At 61.3% G+C, this 20324-nt stretch carries 21 protein-coding genes; 5 read left to right on the top strand and 16 right to left on the bottom strand.

What is annotated here, in order from left to right; all coding sequences use genetic code 11:
* Positions 1-65: 65 nt before the first annotated feature.
* The 7 genes from corA to BM413_RS25490 form a co-directional block, all read right to left on the bottom strand.
* Positions 66-1037: a magnesium/cobalt transporter CorA gene (gene corA / locus BM413_RS25520; RefSeq protein ID WP_091917677.1), complete on the bottom strand. Its 972-nt coding sequence runs from the start codon at positions 1035-1037 to the stop codon at positions 66-68.
* Positions 1038-1156: 119 nt separating this feature from the next.
* A complete protein-coding gene (gene ychF, locus BM413_RS25515) occupies positions 1157-2260 on the bottom strand; it encodes a redox-regulated ATPase YchF (RefSeq protein WP_091917676.1) in 1104 nt (367 codons plus the stop codon).
* 12 nt (positions 2261-2272) lie between these two features.
* On the bottom strand, positions 2273-2722 hold the full coding sequence (locus BM413_RS25510; RefSeq protein WP_091917675.1) for a PIN domain-containing protein: 450 nt from the start codon (positions 2720-2722) through the stop codon (positions 2273-2275).
* A complete protein-coding gene (locus BM413_RS25505) occupies positions 2709-2960 on the bottom strand; it encodes a DUF6364 family protein (RefSeq protein ID WP_091917674.1) in 252 nt (83 codons plus the stop codon). Before BM413_RS25505 ends, BM413_RS25510 begins: the two co-directional genes overlap by 14 nt.
* A 130-nt stretch (positions 2961-3090) precedes the next feature.
* Positions 3091-3819: an aminoacyl-tRNA hydrolase gene (gene pth / locus BM413_RS25500; protein ID WP_091917673.1), complete on the bottom strand. Its 729-nt coding sequence runs from the start codon at positions 3817-3819 to the stop codon at positions 3091-3093.
* 27 nt (positions 3820-3846) lie between these two features.
* The gene (locus tag BM413_RS25495) at positions 3847-4491 is read right to left on the bottom strand and encodes a 50S ribosomal protein L25/general stress protein Ctc (protein WP_091917672.1); all 645 of its coding nucleotides are present in this window, start codon (positions 4489-4491) and stop codon (positions 3847-3849) included.
* Between the two features lie 178 nt (positions 4492-4669).
* On the bottom strand, positions 4670-6451 hold the full coding sequence (locus BM413_RS25490) for a DEAD/DEAH box helicase (RefSeq protein WP_091917671.1): 1782 nt from the start codon (positions 6449-6451) through the stop codon (positions 4670-4672).
* Between the two features lie 262 nt (positions 6452-6713).
* On the opposite strand from BM413_RS25490, the gene BM413_RS25485 reads away from it, so the two are divergent.
* Both BM413_RS25485 and chrA read left to right on the top strand, forming a co-directional pair.
* Positions 6714-7520: a chromate resistance protein ChrB domain-containing protein gene (locus BM413_RS25485; RefSeq protein WP_091917670.1), complete on the top strand. Its 807-nt coding sequence runs from the start codon at positions 6714-6716 to the stop codon at positions 7518-7520.
* Complete coding sequence (gene chrA / locus BM413_RS25480; protein ID WP_091917669.1) at positions 7517-8878, top strand: chromate efflux transporter; 1362 nt, start codon at positions 7517-7519, stop codon at positions 8876-8878. The genes BM413_RS25485 and chrA overlap by 4 nt, the downstream gene beginning before the upstream one ends.
* Positions 8879-8988: 110 nt before the next feature.
* Here the strand turns inward: chrA and BM413_RS25475 are convergent, their stop codons facing one another.
* The 7 genes from BM413_RS25475 to BM413_RS25445 form a co-directional block, all read right to left on the bottom strand.
* Positions 8989-9924: a ribose-phosphate pyrophosphokinase gene (locus BM413_RS25475; RefSeq protein ID WP_091917668.1), complete on the bottom strand. Its 936-nt coding sequence runs from the start codon at positions 9922-9924 to the stop codon at positions 8989-8991.
* A gap of 116 nt (positions 9925-10040) precedes the next feature.
* Positions 10041-10628 (bottom strand): hypothetical protein, encoded by a 588-nt coding sequence (locus BM413_RS25470; RefSeq protein WP_091917667.1) that lies wholly within the window; start codon positions 10626-10628, stop codon positions 10041-10043.
* 50 nt (positions 10629-10678) lie between these two features.
* Positions 10679-11830 carry a M24 family metallopeptidase gene (locus BM413_RS25465; RefSeq protein WP_091917666.1) on the bottom strand — a complete coding sequence of 384 codons (1152 nt, stop codon included), beginning with the start codon at positions 11828-11830 and terminating at the stop codon, positions 10679-10681.
* Complete coding sequence (pgeF, locus tag BM413_RS25460; protein ID WP_091917665.1) at positions 11830-12624, bottom strand: peptidoglycan editing factor PgeF; 795 nt, start codon at positions 12622-12624, stop codon at positions 11830-11832. The genes BM413_RS25465 and pgeF overlap by 1 nt, the downstream gene beginning before the upstream one ends.
* A gap of 107 nt (positions 12625-12731) precedes the next feature.
* On the bottom strand, positions 12732-13820 hold the full coding sequence (locus BM413_RS25455) for a class I SAM-dependent methyltransferase (protein WP_091917664.1): 1089 nt from the start codon (positions 13818-13820) through the stop codon (positions 12732-12734).
* Positions 13817-14668, bottom strand: coding sequence for a prolipoprotein diacylglyceryl transferase (gene lgt, locus BM413_RS25450; protein WP_091917663.1), 852 nt, complete (start codon positions 14666-14668; stop codon positions 13817-13819). Before lgt ends, BM413_RS25455 begins: the two co-directional genes overlap by 4 nt.
* Before the next feature lie 134 nt (positions 14669-14802).
* Complete coding sequence (locus BM413_RS25445) at positions 14803-15066, bottom strand: type II toxin-antitoxin system ParD family antitoxin (RefSeq protein WP_091917662.1); 264 nt, start codon at positions 15064-15066, stop codon at positions 14803-14805.
* Positions 15067-15294: 228 nt separating this feature from the next.
* On the opposite strand from BM413_RS25445, the gene BM413_RS25440 reads away from it, so the two are divergent.
* The 3 genes from BM413_RS25440 to BM413_RS25430 all read left to right on the top strand — a co-directional run bounded on the left by BM413_RS25440 (position 15295) and on the right by BM413_RS25430 (position 16819).
* Positions 15295-15618 carry an accessory factor UbiK family protein gene (locus BM413_RS25440; RefSeq protein WP_091917661.1) on the top strand — a complete coding sequence of 108 codons (324 nt, stop codon included), beginning with the start codon at positions 15295-15297 and terminating at the stop codon, positions 15616-15618.
* Between the two features lie 333 nt (positions 15619-15951).
* On the top strand, positions 15952-16452 hold the full coding sequence (locus BM413_RS25435; protein WP_091917660.1) for a type III secretion system chaperone family protein: 501 nt from the start codon (positions 15952-15954) through the stop codon (positions 16450-16452).
* Positions 16453-16459: 7 nt separating this feature from the next.
* On the top strand, positions 16460-16819 hold the full coding sequence (locus tag BM413_RS25430; protein WP_091917659.1) for a tRNA-binding protein: 360 nt from the start codon (positions 16460-16462) through the stop codon (positions 16817-16819).
* 54 nt (positions 16820-16873) lie between these two features.
* On the opposite strand, the gene BM413_RS25425 is transcribed toward BM413_RS25430, so the two are convergent.
* On the bottom strand, positions 16874-18676 hold the full coding sequence (locus BM413_RS25425) for an NAD(P)/FAD-dependent oxidoreductase (RefSeq protein WP_091917658.1): 1803 nt from the start codon (positions 18674-18676) through the stop codon (positions 16874-16876).
* Between the two features lie 167 nt (positions 18677-18843).
* Entirely contained in the window at positions 18844-20256 is a 1413-nt protein-coding gene (locus BM413_RS25420; protein ID WP_091917657.1) for an ATP-binding protein, read from the bottom strand.
* Positions 20257-20324: the final 68 nt, after the last annotated feature.

The raw sequence follows: 20324 nt of genomic DNA, 5'->3' as shown, positions 1-20324 counted from the left end.
TCATAGTGCCAATTCTCGTCACCCCCGGCAAGGCCGGGCGTGGCGCCACAGGTGCCTTACGGTTGTTACAGCCAGCCGCGCCGCTTGAAATAGAGGTAGGGCAGGATGGCCGACAGGACCATCAGGCAAAGCGCAAAGGGATAGCCGAGAAGCCATTTCAGTTCGGGCATGATGTCGAAATTCATGCCGTATATGGAGGCGACGAGCGTCGGCGGCAGGAAGACCACGGCAGCCACCGAGAAGATCTTGATGATGCCGTTCTGCTCGATGTTGATCATGCCCAGCGTGGCGTCGAGCAGGAAGGTGATCTTGTTGGACAGGAACGAGGCGTGGTCGGTCAGTGACGAGACGTCCCGCGACAGCGTTTTGACACGGGCGCGCACATCCTTGCTCTTGGCCTGCATGGTGACATTGCCGAGAAACCCTGAGAGCCGCTGAAGCGTCATCAGGCTTTCGCGGATGTTGGAGGTCAGTTCCTCCTTGCGGCCGATGGCCTGCAGCACCTTCTTGAAGTCGTGGTCGCGCTTGGAGGCGTTCTTTTCGGATGACTGGAAGATGCCATGCGAAATGGTGTCGATGTCGTGGCCGATACGCTCCAGAACGTCTGCAAGGCGGTCGACGATCGCTTCGAGCAGACTGACGAGGATGGTCTCGCCATTGGTGCAGCCCATGGTGACTTTTTCGGCCCGCAAGGGAAAGGTCTGGAACGCACGTGGTTCGTGGTAGCGAATGGTGATCAGTCGTTTGCCCGACAGCACGAAGGTCACTGGCGACATGATGGGATGATCCTCATCCGTCTTCGCCGGCAGCGTGGCGGTCATGAAGTAGGCGCCGTTCTCGATGTAGAGGCGCGAGGAAATCTCGATCTCCTCCATCTCCTCGCGCGTCGGTACGCCAACGCCGAGCCACTTCTCGACTTCCACCTCTTCTTCCTTGGTGGGGACAACGAGATCGGCCCAGATCACCGCATCCTTGTTCGCCTCGAGATCGTCCACGGGGCGCAGGCGATCATTGTCGAGGACAAAGGCCTTGATCATCGCTGGGCTCCGTTTCTTGAGAGAAAGCGCGTTAGAAGCCGACGCTTGGTTTAAGTGAACGCCGTAGACCTCGGCGTTCAATGCGTCAAGAATTGGGTATCGGCGTTACATCGCTGCGATCAGGTGTTGAACTTGAACATCAGAACGTCGCCGTCCTGCACGACATATTCCTTGCCTTCGTCGCGGGCCTTGCCGGCTTCCTTGGCCGGCACTTCGCCGCCAAGCGTGACGAAATCATTGTAGGCGATGGTCTGGGCGCGAATGAAGCCGCGTTCGAAGTCCGTGTGGATGACGCCGGCGGCCTGCGGCGCCTTGGTGCCCTTCTGGATGGTCCAGGCGCGCGTTTCCTTGGGGCCGGCGGTGAAATAGGTGATCAGGTGCAGGAGGTCGTAGCCGGCGCGGATAAGCTTATCCAGGCCGGGTTCCTCGAGGCCGAGATCGGCGAGGAACTCCTGAGCTTCTTCGTCGGGAAGCTGGGCGACTTCGGCCTCGATCGCTGCCGAGATAACGACGGTGCCGGCACCTTGCGCGGCTGCCATCTTCTCCACGGCCTTCGTGTGCTCGTTGCCGGTCGCAGCCTCGGCTTCCGAGACGTTGCAGACATAGAGGACGGGGTGCGAGGTCAGGAGGTTGAGGCCCTGCAGGATGGCGAGGTCTTCCGCCGCGATGCCCTTGAGCAGCATGCGCGCGGGCTTGCCTTCCTGCAGCAAGGCAAGCGCCTGCTCCATCATCGGCAGGATGGTCAGCGCTTCCTTGTCCTTGCTGCCGGCGCGCTTGCGGAACTGGACGATGCGGCGCTCGAGGCTTTCGAGGTCGGCGAGCATGAGCTCGGTTTCGACGGTCTCGGCGTCGGCGACCGGGTCGATGCGGCCCTCGACATGGGTGATGTCGTCATCCTCGAAGCAGCGCAGCACATGCACGATGGCGTCGACCTCGCGGATGTTGGCGAGGAACTGGTTGCCAAGGCCTTCGCCCTTCGAGGCGCCGCGCACGAGGCCGGCGATGTCGACGAAGGAGATGCGGGTCGGGATGATCTCCTTCGACTTCGCGGCGTCGGCGATCTTCTTCAGGCGCGGATCGGGCACGGCCACTTCGCCGGTATTCGGCTCGATGGTGCAGAAGGGGTAGTTGGCGGCCTGTGCTGCAGCCGTGCGCGTGAGCGCGTTGAAAAGCGTCGATTTGCCTACGTTGGGCAGACCGACGATGCCGCATTTGAAACCCATGATGATAAAGCCTTATCGAGAAACCAAGATTTGCTCAGGGCTATGGGCGAAAGGGTCGATGATCGTCAAGCCTTCGATGACCTGACCGTCCTTCAAATCCTCGGAAAGGAAGTATTTGCAGCCCAGTTCGAGCGCTGAGGCGAGGAGAAGGCAGTCCCACCAGGAGAAATGGTAGCGCTGACAGATGCGCCGTGCCTCGACTACAGTGGCTAGTCCTATAGCTGTTGAGCCGAAATCGGCAAAACTGTCGACTTGATCGAATGGGTCGGCGTGATCGAATTTCCCAGCCTTTCGAGTAAGTACGCTGGTGACTTCGTTTAGGGCCTGCAGGTTGGTCACTCCCGCGTCTGCCCTGGTCAACGACACCAACCAGTTCCTGGCGCGTTCGCGTTCTTCTATTTCCCTGAGCTGGATCGAATACAGAAATGTCGTGCTGTCGATAAATGTCCTAGCGGCGGGCATTGCGTTCTTCGGCGGTGGGCATACGTCCGTTTTCGGTTATATCCCACTTAGGCCCGTCGAAGACACGCTGCAAAGCCTCCAGCCGGCGCTTTATCTCGTCTGCTTTGGTGGTTTCCTGGGAGGTTTCCCGCTCCAGCAAGTCGGCGACATATTGCGACATGCTCTTGCCAGCCTTGGCTGCGTTCACTCTGGTGTCCTGCAGCAGCTCTTCTTTCAGCGATATGGTCAAGTTTTTCATGGCTCAAATCTCACGAAAACACGAGGTTCGTGAGAAATATAGCGATAATGGGAGATTGCTTCAAGAAATCAGGCCATCGCGCCGTTTGAACGCTATGCAGAAGTGACTGCCGGTGCGTAGCCGGGCAAAGTCACTCTTTGCCGCCGAACAACTTCTTCAGCATGGCGGCCATCGGGCCGCTTTCGGGAATTTTTGCAACCGGAGCCTGCGGCTTGCGGGCTTGCCTGATGTGGCTTTGGGCCTTTGGTGCCTTCGGCGGCGGCGCGTCTTCTGCGCCGGTCGGCTGCAGCTTGTCGCGCAGTGCCAGCGTGATGCGGTTCATGAAGCCGCTTTCGTCGCCCTTGATGAGCAAAGGGGCGTTGTCCGCTATTGAGTCCAGAAGCACGTCCAGCCATTCGCTGTCGGCTTTGGCGAAGTCGCCGAGCACATGGTTGTGCACCATTTCCTTGACGCCCGGATGGCCGATGCCGATGCGCACGCGGCGGTAATCCCTGGCGATGTGCTGGTCGATCGAGCGGATGCCGTTGTGGCCGCCAGCGCCGCCGCCGGTCTTCACCCGCACCTTGCCGGAAACAAGGTCCAACTCGTCGTAGAAGACGGTGAGATCAGAAGGCTGGAGCTTGTAGAAGCGTAGCGCCTCGCCGACTGACTGGCCGGACAGGTTCATGAAGGTCTGGGGCTTCAGGAGGATGACTTTTTCGCCGTCGAGCTTGCCTTCGGCGATCAGGCCCTGGAATTTCTTCGACCAGGGCGAAAAATCATGGCGGCGGGCGATTGCCTCCGCCGCCATGAAGCCGACATTATGCCGGTTGTTGGCATATTTGGCACCCGGATTGCCGAGACCTGCAAAAAGCAGCATCGATGCGGCCCTCCGGAGCCTCGAAGATTACTCTTCGGTTTCAGCCTCGGTCTCGGCCGGGGTCTCGGCCGCGGCTTCAGCTGCGTTGTCTTCGCTCTTGAGGCCAGCAGGTGCGGCAACGGTCGCGATGGTGAAGTCGCGATCGGAGATGACCGGCTTCACGTCCTTGGGCAGCTTGATGGCCGAGATGTGAACCGAATCGCCGATGTCGAGACCGGTGAGGTCGACTTCGATGAATTCCGGGATCGCATTGGCCGGGCAGTGGAATTCCACGTCATGGCGAACGATGTTGAGAACGCCGCCGCGCTTGATGCCGGGCGACTTCTCTTCATTGGTGAAGTGAACCGGAACGTTGACGTTGACTTCGGTGTTCTTGCCGACGCGCAGGAAATCCACATGCATGGGGAAATCGCGGACCGGGTCGAGCTGGTAATCCTTCGGCAGGACCTGAATCTTCTTGCCGTCAAGGTCGATCGTCGCGATGGTGGTTTTGAAACCGCCGCCGTGGATCTTGTAGTAGATGTCCTTGTAGGACAGGGCGATCGCCAGGGGAGGCTGCTTGTCGCCGTAAATAACTGCAGGCACTTTACCGTTGCGGCGAACTGCACGGGCGGACCCCTTACCGACCTGTTCGCGAGCTTCGGCCTTGAGCTCATAAGTATCGTGGCTCATGGCATTTCCTTTCGTGTTATGGAGCATCTCCGGATACCGCGACGGCGGGTGCCGAAAATGTCGAAAGCCGCGAATTTCGCGGCCCTCGCCCGCGTTGCCTCCAAGGGTGTCTACGCGGGTGGCGGCTCTATAGCCGAAGGTACATCTAAGCGCAAGGTTTGGCGCGAAATCGCCGTTCTCAGGCGGGTTTTGCCTTGTTGAACTTCTTCTTCGGCTTCTTGTGCGGCGGCTCGCCTGAAAAACCCTCGGTTCTGGGCTTGGATTTGTTGGGCTTGAACTTGCCCTTCTTCTCGTTGTTCCAGGAAGGGGCGGCTGCAGCTTCGGGGGCAGGGGCCTTGCCGTCAATCTTCTGGATCGTCACGCCCTTTTCGCCGGTGCCGGTCTCCTTGACCGCCGCCCAGAAGCTATTTGCCTTGTCGCCGGCGATCTCGAAATGGCTGTCGGTGTCGTTGATCTTGATCGAGCCGACCGCACGCTTGGTGATGTGGCCGGCCTTGCAGATCATCGGCAGCAGCCAGCGCGGCTCGGCACGATGCTTGCGGCCGACGGTGACGCGGAACCAGACGCCATTGTCGAAGTCGCTGCGGTCGCGCGGGGCGGCATCGCCACGGCCTTCGCCACGCGGTGCGCGCTCGGCAAAGTGCGTCGGCGCGTCCATCAGCTCTTCAGGGGCAGGGCGCGCGGCAAGCTGCAGCCGCAGATAGGCGGCAGCGATGTTTTCGGCGCCGTGTGCCTTCATCAGCTCTGCGACGAAAGCGACCTCATCCTCGGTCGGAGCGACCGAAAGTGCCGGGTCTTCAAGGATTTGCTCGCGATTGTGACGCTCGATGTCGCTGGCGGTCGGTGCGGGCACGGTGCGCGCCGTTAACTTCGCCAGTTTCAGCACGCGGCTGGCAGCGCCGCGGCGGTGAAGCGGCACGATCAGCGTGCAGATGCCCTTGCGGCCGGCGCGCCCGGTGCGGCCGCTGCGGTGGAGGAGCGTGTCGGGGTTGGTTGGCAGATCGGCATGAATGACCAGGCCGAGATTGGGCAGGTCGATGCCGCGCGCCGCGACGTCGGTCGCCACGCAGACGCGCGCCCTGCCGTCGCGCATTGACTGCAGCGCGTTGGTGCGTTCGGCCTGGCTGAGTTCGCCCGACAGCGAAACCACGGCAAAGCCGCGATTGGAAAGGCGGCTGGTTAGGTGCTTCACGGCTTCGCGTGTGTGGCAGAAGACGATGGTGTTCTGGGAATCGAAGAACAGCAGCGTGTTGATGATGGCGTTTTCGCGATCGGCGGCGGCCACCAGGATCTGCTGGTATTCGATGTCGCTGTGCTGGTCGCTTTCGCCCTCAGCGGTGATGCGATGGGCGTCGCGCTGGAAGCGCTTGGCAAGCTGCGCGATCTGGTTTGGAACGGTTGCCGAGAACAGAAGCGTGCGGCGTTCAGCCGGAGCGGCGGCGAGAATGAATTCGAGATCGTCGCGGAAGCCGAGATCGAGCATTTCGTCGGCCTCGTCGAGCACGACGGCGCGAAGCTCGGAGATATCCAGCGAGCCGCGCGTGATGTGGTCGCGCAGGCGGCCGGGTGTTCCGACGACGATGTGCGCGCCGTCTGCCAGGGCCCGTCGCTCAGTGCGCATGTCCATGCCGCCGACGCAGGAGCCGATGCGGGCACCGGTTTCGCGATAGAGCCACTCGAGCTCGCGGCGAACCTGCAAGGCCAGTTCGCGCGTCGGCGCGACGATCAAGGCAAGTGGCAGGCCGGCGGCGCCAAAGCGTTCGCGCCCTTCGAGCAGCGTCGGGGCAATCGCGATGCCGAAGGCAACCGTCTTGCCGGAGCCGGTCTGCGCCGACACCAGAAGATCGGCGTCGCGCGCCTCCGGGGTCAGCATGGCGCGCTGGACGGGGGTGAGGGTCTCGTATCCACGCGATGCGAGTGCGGCAGCCAGCGCGGGCGCCATCAGTTCAAAGTCGGTCATCAAGTCAGGCTTTCATCGTAAGCGCGGCGGTGACAGGCTTCTGGTCAACGACAGGCCGCGCGGTTCGCAAATCTTTTCGAACCCTCCCCTAAAGCCTCTTGGCGAAAGCAGCAAGTCGTGGCGTGCAATCGATCGAAAGACGATAATCCGGTTGAAGCGATGCCAAAGTGGGAATAATGTCGATTTACCGGGGGCATGGTGGACTCCCCGTTTGAGGCGCAATGCCCAAGCTCCGCCTTCGCTGCTGCATGCGGAGGATACCATGCCACGAAGAATTTCAGCCCAAGACCTTATCGCCTTGATCGGAACCGACCGGTTTCCGCATGTCGTCGATGTGCGCCGCGAGTCCGTTTTCAAGGAGTCGCCGACGCGCATAGCGGCGGCGGTATGGCGCGATCATATGAAGATCGCGGAATGGTCGCCGGAGTTTCACGACGGAAAGCAGATCGTCGTCTATTGCACGCATGGGCACAATGTCAGCGAGATAGCGGCTGCAGGGCTTGCCCGTGCCGGGGCCGACGTCGCGATCCTTGACGGCGGCATTGACGCTTATGAAGAGGCCGGGGGCGTTCTGGTCGCCCGCGCCGGGACCGGTATCGATGTTGCCGCCGGACCAAGCGTCTGGGTGACGCGGGAGCGGCCAAAGATCGACCGTATAGGCTGTCCTTGGCTTATCCGGCGGTTTATCGATCCATTCGCGGTTTTTCATTTTGTTGCAGCGGAATGGGTGAAGGATGTCGCCGAAGAAATCGGAGCGATTCCTTATGATATCCAGGATGTCCATTATTCGCATCGCGGGGAGGGCTGCACATTCGACACGCTCATTGCGGAGTTCGGCCTTTCCGATGCGCCGCTTCTCCATCTGGCGCGGATAGTGCGCGGTGCGGACACGGCCCGGCTGGATATCGAGCCACAGGCGGCGGGTCTCCTGGCGGTCTCGCTTGGACTTTCAGCAACCGAGCAGGATGATCTGCGGCAGCTGGAAAAAGGCATGGTCATCTATGATGCAATGTATGGCTGGTGCAGGCATGCAGCCGACGAGCGCCACAACTGGCCGGCGGCAGCATGACGATGGTTGAGAACGCAGTCGTGTCGGAGCTGGATTTCGAGTTGCCAGCGCCGACCTTCGCCGAAGCGACGAAGGTTTTTGCCAAGATCGGCCTGCTGTCATTCGGTGGGCCTGCCGGGCAGATCGCGCTGATGCACCGGATACTGGTCGACGAAAAGCGCTGGCTCGACGAGCCGCGATTTCTGCATGCGCTGAACTACTGCATGCTCCTGCCGGGGCCGGAGGCGATGCAGCTTGCAACCTATTCGGGCTGGCTGCTGCATGGGGTTCGCGGCGGGCTGGTCGCCGGGCTGCTGTTCGTGCTGCCGGGGGCCGTCGTCATCACGCTGCTGTCGGCGATCTATATGACGGTTGGCGACGTGCCGCTGGTTCAGGGCCTGCTGTTCGGGTTGAAGGCTGCCGTGCTGGCGGTCGTTCTGGAGGCGCTGATCAAGGTTTCGAAGCGGGCGCTGAAGGGCGGTTTCATGGTCGCGCTGGCCGTGGCGGCATTTGTCGCCATCGCCTTTCTGAAGGCGCCGTTTCCGGTGATCATCGCGGTTGCGGCGCTGTGCGGAGCGGTGGGCCATTTTTTCACTGCCAGACAGCCAATTCCTGATGATGAGCAGGAAGCATCTATTCCCGTTGCCGTCATGCCGGACTGGACGCGGCCAAGCTGGCGTCGTTTCCTGATGACGCTGTCCGTCTGGCTGGCGATCTGGTTAGTGCCGCTGGCGGTTCTGCACATAACGCTCGGCGGGGCGAATGTCTTTGCAGCAGAGTCGCTGTTCTTTTCGAAGATGGCGGCCGTCACTTTCGGTGGTGCCTATGCGGTGCTGGCCTATGTCGCGCAGCAGGCCGTGGAGGTTCATGGCTGGCTGAAGCCAGACGAGATGCTGACCGGGCTCGGCCTTGCCGAGACCACGCCGGGGCCTCTCATTTTGGTGCTGGTGTTCGTCGGCTTTCTCGGCGGCGCGCGCCTTTCCGGTTTCGAGCCGCTGATTGGTGGGCTGGAAGGTGCGCTGGTCACCCTGTGGTTCACCTTCGTGCCGTGCTTCCTGTGGATTTTTGTCGGTGCGCCATTTGTCGAGACCGTGCGCAACATCCGCTGGCTTGCCGGCGCGCTCAGTGCGGTCACCGCTGCGGTCGTCGGCATCATCGCCAATCTGGCAGTGTGGTTTTCGCTGCATGTGCTGTTCGGCCATGTCGGCGAATGGAAGGTTGGACCGTTCACGCTGCCGGTGCCGGATTTTTCGTCACTGGATATAGCTGCAGGCGTCATCGCAATTGCCGCAGGCGTCGCGCTGATCAGATGGCATGCCAACATGATCGCTGTGCTGGTTGCGGCGGCACTGGCCGGGATGGTGTGGACGCTTGTGTAGGGCTCGAGAGCCGAAGCCTCATCCGTCACAATAGAATCAGGACGACAGCCTATCTGCCTGTTCCTGAATCGATTTCCCGAAATCAGGTTTCGGGAAATCGTTGCCGAAACTCAATCGAACAGGCTGGAAACCGATTCTTCCGTTGCCGTGCGCGAAATTGCTTCGCCGATGAGATCGCCGATCGAGACGACGCGGATGTTCTGCGCGGCATCGATGGTCGAGGTCGGCTGGATCGAATCGGTGATGACCAGTTCCTGGAGCTTCGAGCCGGCAATGCGGGCAGCAGCACCACCCGAGAGCACGCCGTGGGTGATGTAGGCGGTGACGCTGGTCGCGCCATTGGCCAGCAACGCGTCGGCCGCGTTGCAGAGCGTGCCGCCCGAATCGACGATGTCGTCGATCAGCAGGCAGTCCTTGCCGCGCACGTCGCCGATGACGTTCATGACTTCGGATTCGCCCGGGCGCTCGCGGCGCTTGTCGACGATGGCGAGCTGGGCATCGATGCGCTTGGCCAGCGCGCGGGCGCGAACCACGCCGCCAACGTCCGGCGAGACGACCATGACGTTGTTGAGCTGCTTGTACTTGGCCTTCACGTCGCGCGCCATGACCGGCACGGCGAAGAGGTTATCGGTCGGGATGTCGAAGAAGCCCTGGATCTGGCCGGCATGAAGATCGAGCGTCAGGACGCGGTTGGCGCCGGCACGTGCGATCATGTTGGCGACGAGCTTGGCCGAGATCGGCGTGCGGCCCGATGCACGGCGATCCTGTCTTGCGTAGCCGAAATAGGGAATGACCGCCGTGATGCGCCGCGCCGAGGAGCGCATGAACGCGTCGATCATGATGAGAAGTTCCATCAGATGATCGTTGGTGGGGAAGGAGGTCGACTGCAGGATGAACACATCCTCGCCGCGCACATTCTCCTGGATTTCGACGAAGATTTCCTGGTCGGCGAAGCGCCGAACGCTCGCCTTGCCGATCGGCACGTTCAAATAGCGGGCGACCGCCTCAGCCAGGACCCGATTGGAATTGCCTGCGAAGAGTTTCATGCACCGTTCCTGGTGAAGGATTTCATCGGGCTTTTAGCGGGCTGCGCCGCTATTGCAAGCGGCGTCGGATTATTTCGTCGGATATTCCAAAGAAACGGTGCTTCATCGCAACAGGATCACCCCGTGGAGCCGGCCAGCCACGTGGCCAATTGATCGACCGTCGTGTCGGCGATGGCCTGCATGGCGGTTGCCGGAACCGACGACCAGCCGTCGCCCCCCGTCACCTGAACCTTCTGCTGGCCGTTGATGCGGTGCAGCCTCGTGCCTGCGGGATCGTATACGTCCCAGACATAGACCACGGTCGTTTCCTTGCCCTCTGTAAGCGCCGAGAAATAACCCTTGAGGATATGAGTCGCCGATCCGTCCGACCCGCCGGCAAGGCGGATGCCCCGTTGGCGGGCACGGCTTGCCAGCCGTTCGGTCAGCGGGGTCGCGGCCTCGACGCTTGCGCCGACGATCGGCGCAATCTGGATGCGGGCGTTGGTGGGGATGGCCGCAGTGGTACCTGCCGGCGCGGGGGACGGCGCCGTCGGCGACGACGGCTGAGGCGTGGTCGTTCCGGTCGGGGAAGGCTGGCCCGCGGTTGCGCCCTGCTGTTGCTGGGCAGATATTGCCGACGGCTCAAGAACATCCTGCGTGCTGGTGCAGGCGGTCAGCGCGGCGACTGCGAGCAGGGACAGAGCGCTTGCCGGCAATCGCCTCATTGTTCTCGAACTCCCCGGCGATATACGCGCAACCATCTTCACCAGCGGATTCACTTCACGATCAAGTCGAGATCATGGCGCGAAAGCGGCTTCGGTTGGGAATCCGTCGTCAGGTAGGTACGCCCGAGCGTCATCGCGGTTTCGGTTTCTGAATCCATGATGATCATATGGGCAAACAGCGTCATGTTGGGCGCGATCGGTTCGGGATTGCCCTGGTAGAACATCGGCATGTCCATCCAGGACGGAGTGAAGCGCGCGCCGAGCGAATAGCCGCAGGCGTTGAGCCGGTGCTTGGTCAGGCCATGTGCTTCCATGACTTTGGCGTGGGCGTCGAAGACATCGCCGAAAGTGTTGCCGGGCGTCATCGCCTTTTCCACGGCGATGAGCGCGTCGCGGGAAGCGTCGAACAGTTCCTGATGGCGTTTGGAAACCTTGCCGGTCAGCACGGTGCGCATCATGGCAGCGTGGTAATGGTGGAAGACGCCGGCCCATTCCAGTGTCAGCTGGTCGTTCTTGTTGAGCTTGCGGCGGCCGGCCTTGTAGCGGCAGAGCAGCGCGTCGGAGCCCGAGCCGATGATGAATTCGTTGGCGGGATAATCGCCGCCGCCTTCGAAGATCGCGCCCTGCATGGCGGCAAGGATCGCACCTTCGTCCGCACCCTGCTTGATGAGCTTCAAGCCGGCATCGAGCGCGTCGTCGGCGAGATTGGCGGCCTTTTCGGCCTTCTTGATTTCGGCCGGGCTCTTGAACAGGCGCAGCCGGCTGATGATGCCCGAGGCGTCGACGATCTGGCCGAAGGTCTGGAGCTGTTCGTCCAGCCGGCGGCCATTGTAGGCGGTAAGGCCATGCGTGTCATATTCGATGCCGATGCGGGCACCGAGAAGGTCCAGGTCGTTCAGCAGGTTGCGAAGGTCGAGCGTCGGGTTCGCGCCATCGCGGTCCGTCCACAAGACGATGTTCTCGATGGTCGAGGTGTGCCTGGCCTGGCGCAGATCGGCCGAGCGCGTCAGCAGAACCATCGAGCCGTCGGCCTTCATGACGAGGCACTGGAAGAAGCAGAAGCCGAAGGTGTCGTAACCGGTCAGCCAGTACATGCTTTCCTGCGCGAACATCAGGATCGCGTCGAGCTTCTTCTCCGCCATCTCGATGACCAGCCGGTCGCGGCGGGCGTCAAACTCGGAGCGTTCGAAATGCAGCGCCATCAGATGTCCTCCAGAATGATTGCCGATATCTGCCGGCCATAATCCGCTTCCTTGCGGTGGGTGGAGCGGCGATAGGAATAGAACAGGTCTTCTTCGGCATAGGTGCAGCGGTCGAGGCTTTCGGCGTTGACCCCTGCCTTTAGCAAGCGATCGACCGTGTAGAGATTGAGGTCGAACATGGCGTGGCCGGGCGTTTTCGACGGTGCGAAGTAACGCGCATTTTCGCCGTCGACTTCCACGAAGCGCGCGACGAATTCGGGGCCGACCTCGTAGTTGTCGGGACCGATCGAGGGGCCCAGCACGGCGACGATACGCTCGCGCTTGGCGCCCAGACCTTCCATGGCGGTGATGGTGTTTTCGAGCACTCCGGTGAAAGCGCCTTTCCAGCCGGCATGGGCAGCACCGATCACCTTCGCCTCGGCATCGGCAAACAGCACCGGCCCGCAATCGGCGGTGGTCGCGCCGATGGCGATGCGTGGGCGGTCGGTAACGATTGCGTCAGCTTTCGGCCGTGCACCGGAAAACGGCTCGCGCGCCACGATCACGTCGGGCGAATGGATCTGGTGTGCGCTTAGCAGCGAATCGACATCGACGCCCATCCAGGCGGCCACACGTCGGCGATTCTCGCGCACCAGCGACTGATCGTCATTGGAGCCCGAGCCGATGTTGAGGCCTTCATAGATGCCGTTGGAGACGCCGCCGACACGGGTGAAGTAACCGTGCCTGATGCCTTTGGTTTCAGCTTCGCCGAGCAGGGCGGAACGGATCGGGTTCAGCGTGATTTGATCTGACATATGCCGCCTTGTTCTTCGCGAAACCCATTCCGTCAAGGCGAAACTTCGCCAGGCGAGCCTCGCTTGCAATGGTGCGGACGGGACAGTGAGGCAGGGGATTGGCCGAGTCAATCCGCATCGGGAAAGGGCGAAACGGCTGTTCCCGAAGGCAAAATCGCCAGCACTTTGAACAGGTCGCCCATGGCGGAAGGGCCTGCGAGACGCTCGACTTGCCCCCGGATTTTTTCCTGGCCGGCGGCGTCCATAGCTGCCCCCAAATGGCCAGCACGTTCCAGCAAGCCCATCTCCAGGAGGAAGTGACCCTGGGTCATGAGATGGGCGTCGAGCCGCTTTCCCCGCGCGGTTGCAGCAAGTGCTGAAAAATCGACATGGGACGTGATGTCGGCATGGCCGGGGCTTGCCAGTACATCCTCGTATTGATGCTTTCGCAGCGCCTGCAGCGTGTCGCCAATGCCGGGCTCGAGATGGCCGTAGTCGATGAACAGACCAGCTCCGCCATGTGTGGCTATCCGGTCGGCGATTGCGTCCATCAGCGCGGTTCGCGCCGGCGCAAGCTCGGCGATGGCGCCGTCTGAAGCGGTGGCGGCGTTGCCCGGCAGCAGGGACGGGTCGAGCGAAGCAGCGCCGGCGAGGAAATGAAGCTCGCCGGCTTCGCTCAGGCCGACCATGCGCTCCCGCCACTTTCCGCTGGTGCGCACGAACTGGCGGATCGGGATAGCGTCGAAAAGCTCGTTGCCGACGATGATCAGCGGGTTTGCCGGCAGGGTCTCGATGGACTGATGCCAGTCGATGCGGGCCTGCGTCCCGGTCAACGTTTTCTTTTGTATCTCAACCAGCCGGGGGCTGGTTTCGATCATGGCGAAGGAGGCTTGGGCAACGAGTGAAGGGTCGAGCTTCAACAGCGTGCGCAATATGTCCTTCATCAGGGTGCCCCGCCCCGGCCCGATCTCGGCGATCGTGACGGGTAGGGGCCGCCCGGTTGCCTGCCATGCCGTATGCAGCCAGACGGCGACGAGTTCGCCGAACATCTGGCTGATTTCAGGCGCGGTCGTGAAATCGCCAGCGACGCCAAAGGGCTCGCGGTTGGTGTAATAGCCGTCTTCGGGATCGAACAGGCAAAGCGCCATGTAATCGGCAACCGAAATCGGCCCGTTGGCGGCGATCAGCCTTTTGATGCGCTGCTTGAGCGCAGTCATGCGGCCTTCGGCTCAGGCGTGGGCTTGGCCGTGACCATGGCCCAGACACCGAGCAGGACCATCGGCACGGACAGAACCATGCCCATCGTCAACCAGCCGCCGAAGAGGTAGCCGAGCTGCGCGTCCGGCTCGCGGAAGAATTCGACGAAGATGCGCGACAGCCCATAGCCGGCGACGAAGGCGCCGGCGACGAAGCCCGGCCTCTTCAGTTTGAAAAGCGTATGGGTGAGGATGCGCAGCACGCAGAACAGGACGAGACCTTCAAGTCCCGCCTCATAGAGCTGGCTCGGATGGCGCGTGAACGGGCCGCCTGTGGGAAACTCGAACGCCCAGGGGACGTTGGTCAGTCTGCCCCACAGTTCGGAATTGATGAAGTTGGTGACGCGCACCAGCCCGAGCGCGACAGGTACGCCGGCGGCGACCACGTCGAACATGGTCCAGACTGGAATGCCGCGCTTGCGGGCAAACAGGATCATCGCCAGCGTCGTGCCGGTGAAACCGCCGTGGAACGACATGCCGCCCTGCCAGACCTTGAAGATGTCGAGCGGGTTCTGGATATAGCGCGCCAGATCGTAAAACAGGATGTAGCCGACACGGCCGCCCAGCACGACGCCGACTGCCGCCCAGACGAGGAAATCGTCAAGGTCTTCCGGCTTCATCGGCAGATTGCCGTTGTTCCAGAGGCTCGGCGTGGTCACCAGCCGCTTGCCGTACCACCACGCAAACAGGATGCCGACGATATAGGCAACGCCATACCAGTGGATCGCCAGCGGCCCGATCTGGACGATGACCGGATCGATGTTGGGGAAGGGCAGGGCAGCCAGAGGCAAGGCAAGATAGTCGCTCAAGAAAAACTCCCGGGTCGGGCGGCGGTTCGGCGCGGACCATGATGCAGGCTTTTGGCCGGGTCAAGGCAGGGGAGGGATCAACTCAAACGTGATAGGGGTCAGCTTTCGGGGAAGGCGTTGTAGTCGCGCTTCGTTCACGCTTTACGGTCGGTTATCTGCGCCTTGTATTTCGCTTCTAGCCGCTCAAATGCCTCATCGATCGGGATCACTCGCCCGGCCTCCGCATCAGCTATCCCGCGGGCGATGGCTGCATCGAGTGCGGCGAGTTTCGTCTCGCGCTCCTGAATGAGGCGCACGCCCTCACGCAGCACTTCGCTCTTCGAATTGTAGCGGCCGCTGGTCACCAGCTTGTTGACGAATTCCTCGAGCGGTCCGCCGAGATCTGCGCTTATGGCCATGGGCTGATCCTTTCATTGTCTGCCGAATTTAATAACTGTTATTGACGGCATCAAGTCGCAGGCCAGATCGCCGTGCGTCCATTCGGACGCACGGCGATCTAGCACTTTGAATGAGCATCGGACTATTCCGAAAACCGGATTCCACTTTTCGGTCCGATGCTCTGAGCAACGATCTTGCATTCGCGGTCGCGCGGCACTACGTCAAAACTTCAACCAAGAGGGTTTGCCATGTCGACCGGACCGAACCGCATTCTCGACGAATTCGCCAAGCTGGTGACGGACGCTGCAGGTGCTGCGCAAGGCGTGCGCCGCGAGGTCGAGACCGCCTTCAAGGGACAGGCCGAGCGCATCCTCAATTCCATGGATGTGGTGCAGCGCGAGGAGTTCGAGGCACTGCGCGAAATGACGCTGAAGCTTCGCGCCGAGAACGAAAAGCTCACCGGGCGAGTCGCTGAGCTCGAAGCCAAATTGGCCAAGACGCCGGGTCAAAGCCAGGCAGCAGCCGAAGAAGCGCCGGCAAAACGGTCCACGAAGGCCGCTCCCAAAAAATAATTGAAAATATTTCGTTAACCTTTTCCACAAAGCCCGATCCGAAAAAGCGCTTTCGGCTGAATCGCTTATCGGTCTTCGATGAATCTTTGTGCGAGCGGCTTTCCACACCCTTGTGCCCCTTGCCGCAAAAAAGGGGCTGTTCACGCGACTCTGCATCAATACACTGAATTTGTTGCATGATTCGTAACGGGGTCATGCGCCGGGTGGTGGGGACCCGGTCCCAGTGTGCGTAGCAGACCAAATCCTGCCGACCGTGTTCGAGATTAAGATTGTTCGCGTGTGCCTTTCCGCGGAGTGCGGGAATAGCGCTCCCAGAACGTCAGGAAGCATTTTATGGAACTTGTCGAGCTGGAATACGCACGTGAAATCCACCCGGTGGATGTCATCGAGCAGGTCGCGCACAACAATGAATGGTCGTTCGAACGCACGGGCGATGACGAGATCGCCATCTCCGTCGTCGGCACCTGGACGGACTACCATATCTCATTCTCCTGGATGGAGGACTTCGAGGCGCTGCATCTGGCCTGCGCCTTCGACATCAAGGTGCCGGAGACGCGCACGCTCGAAATCATGCGGCTTCTGTCGCTGATCAACGAGCAGATGCTTTTCGGCCATTTCGATCTCTGGGAGCAGGAAGGCGCGATCATGTTCCGCCAGTCCTTGCTGCTTGCCGGTGGGGTCGAGCCGACCAGCCAGCAGGTCGAGATTCTCCTCTCCTCGGCGCTGGAAGCTTGCGAATGCTATTTCCAGGCGTTCCAGTTCGTTGTCTGGTCGGGCACGTCCGCCAAGGACGCGCTGGCCGGCGTGCTCTTCGAGACATTTGGCAACGCATAAGTTTTCCATGACCGCAGACACAACAAGAAAACCGGAGATCACCTTCGCCGATTTCGATCGCGTCGACATCCGCGCCGGCACGATCGTCGAGGTCGAACCATATCCGGAAGCGCGCAAGCCTGCCTTCAAGCTGAAGATCGATTTCGGGCCGGAAATCGGCATCAAGAAATCGTCAGCGCAGATTACCAAATACTATTCCATCGACACGCTCGTCGGCCGTCAGGTTTTTGCCGTGGTCAATTTCCCGCCGCGCCAGATCGGCAAGTTCATGTCCGAAGTCCTGACGCTTGGCTTTCCTGATGAAGAAGGCGATGTCGTGCTCGGCGCCATCGAGCGGCGTGTGCCGGATGGCGGGCGGCTGTTCTAGCGTTCGGTAGAATTCGAACCGACGGCTGCGACAACCGCCGGTCCGAAGACCTCATCACGACAAATGATGGACCTTTTGCAGCCCGTAGACCGGCGTTGCGATGCCTTCCTGCCGTGCCTTGAGCTGCAGCGACAGATACTGCGAGTAATGACGCGACTGGTGGAGGTTGCCGCCGTGGAACCACAGCGCTTCCTGCTGCGTCGGCTTCCACATGTTGCGCTGTTCGCCTTCCCAGGGGCCGGGGTCCTTGGTGGTGTTTGAGCCGAGACCCCAGACCTTGCCGACCTTGTCGGCAACTTCCTTGGAGATGAGGTCGGCAGCCCAGCCATTCATGGAGCCGTAGCCTGTGGCGTAGACGACCAGATCCGCCGGCAGTTCGGTGCCGTCGGTCAGGATCACCGAGTTTTCCGTCAGTTCCTTCACGTCGACGCCGCTCTTCAGCTTGATCGAGCCGTTGGCGACGAGTTCGGAGGCACCGACATCGATGTAGTAGCCGGAGCCGCGCCGGAGATATTTCATGAACAGCCCGGATTCGTCGTCGCCGAAGTCGAGCATGAAGCCAGCTTTCTCAAGCCGCTTGTAGAAATCGGCGTCGCGTTCGCGGATCGCATTGTAAACCGGGATCTGGAACTCATGCATGATCCTGTAGGGCAGGGAGGCGAAGATCAGATCGGCCTTCCGCGTCGTCATGCCGGCTTCGACCGCCTGTTCCGAATAGAGCGAGCCAAGCCCAATCTCCATCAGCGAATCCGACTTGACGATGTGGGTCGAGGACCGCTGCAGCATGGTGACGTCAGCACCCGCTTCCCAAAGGGCTGCACAGATGTCGTGCGCCGAATTGTTGGAACCGACGACGACGACCTTCTTGCCGGCGTATTTTTCCGGGCCGGGGTGTTTCGAGGAGTGCTGCTGGTCGCCCTTGAAGATATCCATGCCCTTTATCTTCGGCATGTTGGCCTTGCCGGACATGCCGGTGGCCAGCACGAGCTGCTTGGGCTTTAGCACGATCTCCTTGCCGTCGCGCTCGACGACGACAGTCCATTCCTTGGTTTTCTCGTCGTAGGAAGCGCTCTTGCACTCGGTCGAGCTCCAGTAATTGAGCTCCATGACCTTGGTGTACATTTCCAGCCAGTCGCCGATCTTGTCCTTCGGCGCGAAGACAGGCCAGTTCTTTGGGAAGTCGATATAGGGCAAATGGTCGTACCAGACCGGATCGTGCAGGCAGAGCGACTTGTAGCGCTTGCGCCAGCTGTCGCCGGCGCGCTCGTTGCGCTCGATGATGATGGTCGATACGCCAAGCTGGCGCAGCCGCGCGCCGAGCGCGATGCCGCCCTGGCCGCCGCCGACGATGACGCAATAGGGCTGGCGCGAGAAGCCGAGTTCGCTGGCTTCCTCCTCGCGTTCTTCCTTCCAGGTCTTGCGGTTCTTGCTGGAGCCGTGCTTGGCGCCCATCGGGCGGGCAAAGCCCAGCGGCTCCTCATGGCCTTTCAACTCGCTCATCGTCGTCAGCAAAGTCCAGATGCGGCCGTCCTTCAGGCGGATATGGCCGTAACCGCGTGCGACATTCGTCTCGAAGGTGATCCAGCCGTCGATGACGCCGTCGGCTTCGCTAACGTCTTCGCCTTCGGCCAGCGCCCATTTCTCGGGCTTGGTGGCTACCAGCTGTTCTTCCAACATCTGGCGGACCTGATTGGGGCCCTCCATAGTCTTGATGTTCCAGGTGAATGTAACGAGGTCGCGCCAGTAGCAGTCTTCCTGAAACAGGCTGACTGCCGTGTCGATGTCGCCGGCGGCCAGCGCTTGGCCGAAGCGGTCGAGCAAATCGGCAAGTGTCTTTTGCGGTGCCTTTTCGAGCATGGATGATCCTCCCATCGGTGCTGAAATATCGCTGCGACGTGCCTGTCTCCTCCGGGCCGTCTCGAAGCGAATGCGGGAGTATCTGCAAAGATCGTGATGGTCGTCACGCCCGACCATAGTTTGCAGGTGATTCAAATGCTTATGGGAATCGCAGTTTGCGCCTGATGTCAGGCCGGTACCTTGATGATCGCCCTCAGGCCGCCCAGCGGGCTGTCATCCAGCGTGATGTCGCCGCCGTGGCTGCGGGCGATGTCGCGGGCAATGGCGAGACCCAGGCCTGTGCCGCTGGCGTCCAGATTGCGGGCCTCGTCTAGCCGCACGAAGGGCTTGAACACCTCTTCACGCTTTTCCGGAGGAATGCCCGGGCCGTTGTCGTCGACGACGACCGTCAGCGAACCGCGCGTATGGGTGGCGTTGACGCGGACTTCCTTGGCATAGCGGAAGGCGTTGCCGGTGATGTTGGCGAGAAGCCTGCTGAACGCGTTGGGGCGGACATGGATATCCCGGTCACCAACGAGCGATGTGGCCAGCTTGCGCTCACGCAGCTTGGCCTCTTCGCCAAGCTGGTGGAAATAGGCGTCGAGATCGAAGCGGCCGGGGTCTTCCGAGGCCTCACCGCGGGCGAATTCGAGATAACCTTCCAGCATCGACTGCATGTCGTCGATGTCCTGGTTGAGGGCTGCCAGGTCCGGTTTCTTGCCGGACAGAGCCAATTGCAGCCTGAAGCGCGTGAGGATCGTTCTCAAATCGTGACTGACGCCGGTCAACATCGCCGTGCGCTGCTCGATCTGGCGTTCGATGCGCTCGCGCATCTGGATGAAGGCGAAGCCGGCACGGCGCACTTCCTCCGCGCCGCGCGGGCGGAAATCGCGCGGCATCGGGCGGCCCTTGCCGAAACTCTCGGCGGCTTCGGCGAGCGCCAGGATCGGCCTGATCTGGTTGCGCAGGAACGGAATGGCGATCACCAGCAGCACCAGCGAGGTGCCGACCATCCAGATCAGGAAGATGTGGGTGTTCGACGCGTAAGCCTGACTGCGGCGCACGAAAACGCGCAGCACCTTGTTTTCCAGCTGTATGCGCACTTCGACGATGTTGGAGTTGCCCACCGTATCGATCCAGAATGGCCGGTTGATCTGCCGCGTGATCTCCGACGACAGGATCTGGTCGAGAATCGAGAAGAACGGCTTCGGCCCCGGCGGCGGCAGGGGGTCGGGCGGCAGGATGTCGATCTTCAGCGAGAGCCGGTCCTGCGCGATGCGAATGACGTTGGCGTAGTCGTCGTCATGCGGATAGGTCTCGATCATGTCGATGATCGCGGCGATGTCGCGGGTCACGGCCTGCGACAGGCGCAGCGTCACCGTCTGCCAGTGGCGTTCCATGAAGTTGAAGGCGACGACCGACTGCAGCAGGATCATCGGCGTTATGATGATGATCAGCGAGCGCGGATAAAGCCGCTTCGGCATATATAGCGAAACGAGCCGCCAGAAGCGTTTCCAGTTTTTCGGCACGGCGGCAACCGCGCGCCTGGCGCGCGCGACAAGATTTTCGTTTCCCGGTCCGTTCAGTTCCGAAGTCGCCATCTGCCGTTTCCATCCGCCGATGGCTTGCTGTTAGCAAAGCCATTGGAAGGGTCAGTCTATTCCACATG

The sequence above is a fragment of the Mesorhizobium sp. YR577 genome, assembly GCF_900116595.1.
Classification (GTDB): domain Bacteria; phylum Pseudomonadota; class Alphaproteobacteria; order Rhizobiales; family Rhizobiaceae; genus Mesorhizobium_M.
This window is presented reverse-complemented; position numbering and strand designations above follow the sequence as displayed.

Coding starts and splice junctions, on each gene's coding strand:
- corA (WP_091917677.1), bottom strand. CDS start 1,037: ATGATCAAGGCCTTTGTCCTCGACAATGATCGCCTGCGCCCCGTGGAC.
- ychF (WP_091917676.1), bottom strand. CDS start 2,260: ATGGGTTTCAAATGCGGCATCGTCGGTCTGCCCAACGTAGGCAAATCG.
- BM413_RS25510 (WP_091917675.1), bottom strand. CDS start 2,722: ATGCCCGCCGCTAGGACATTTATCGACAGCACGACATTTCTGTATTCG.
- BM413_RS25505 (WP_091917674.1), bottom strand. CDS start 2,960: ATGAAAAACTTGACCATATCGCTGAAAGAAGAGCTGCTGCAGGACACC.
- pth (WP_091917673.1), bottom strand. CDS start 3,819: ATGCTGCTTTTTGCAGGTCTCGGCAATCCGGGTGCCAAATATGCCAAC.
- BM413_RS25495 (WP_091917672.1), bottom strand. CDS start 4,491: ATGAGCCACGATACTTATGAGCTCAAGGCCGAAGCTCGCGAACAGGTC.
- BM413_RS25490 (WP_091917671.1), bottom strand. CDS start 6,451: ATGACCGACTTTGAACTGATGGCGCCCGCGCTGGCTGCCGCACTCGCA.
- BM413_RS25485 (WP_091917670.1), top strand. CDS start 6,714: ATGCCACGAAGAATTTCAGCCCAAGACCTTATCGCCTTGATCGGAACC.
- chrA (WP_091917669.1), top strand. CDS start 7,517: ATGACGATGGTTGAGAACGCAGTCGTGTCGGAGCTGGATTTCGAGTTG.
- BM413_RS25475 (WP_091917668.1), bottom strand. CDS start 9,924: ATGAAACTCTTCGCAGGCAATTCCAATCGGGTCCTGGCTGAGGCGGTC.
- BM413_RS25470 (WP_091917667.1), bottom strand. CDS start 10,628: ATGAGGCGATTGCCGGCAAGCGCTCTGTCCCTGCTCGCAGTCGCCGCG.
- BM413_RS25465 (WP_091917666.1), bottom strand. CDS start 11,830: ATGGCGCTGCATTTCGAACGCTCCGAGTTTGACGCCCGCCGCGACCGG.
- pgeF (WP_091917665.1), bottom strand. CDS start 12,624: ATGTCAGATCAAATCACGCTGAACCCGATCCGTTCCGCCCTGCTCGGC.
- BM413_RS25455 (WP_091917664.1), bottom strand. CDS start 13,820: ATGACTGCGCTCAAGCAGCGCATCAAAAGGCTGATCGCCGCCAACGGG.
- BM413_RS25445 (WP_091917662.1), bottom strand. CDS start 15,066: ATGGCCATAAGCGCAGATCTCGGCGGACCGCTCGAGGAATTCGTCAAC.
- BM413_RS25440 (WP_091917661.1), top strand. CDS start 15,295: ATGTCGACCGGACCGAACCGCATTCTCGACGAATTCGCCAAGCTGGTG.
- BM413_RS25435 (WP_091917660.1), top strand. CDS start 15,952: ATGGAACTTGTCGAGCTGGAATACGCACGTGAAATCCACCCGGTGGAT.
- BM413_RS25430 (WP_091917659.1), top strand. CDS start 16,460: ATGACCGCAGACACAACAAGAAAACCGGAGATCACCTTCGCCGATTTC.
- BM413_RS25425 (WP_091917658.1), bottom strand. CDS start 18,676: ATGCTCGAAAAGGCACCGCAAAAGACACTTGCCGATTTGCTCGACCGC.
- BM413_RS25420 (WP_091917657.1), bottom strand. CDS start 20,256: ATGGCGACTTCGGAACTGAACGGACCGGGAAACGAAAATCTTGTCGCG.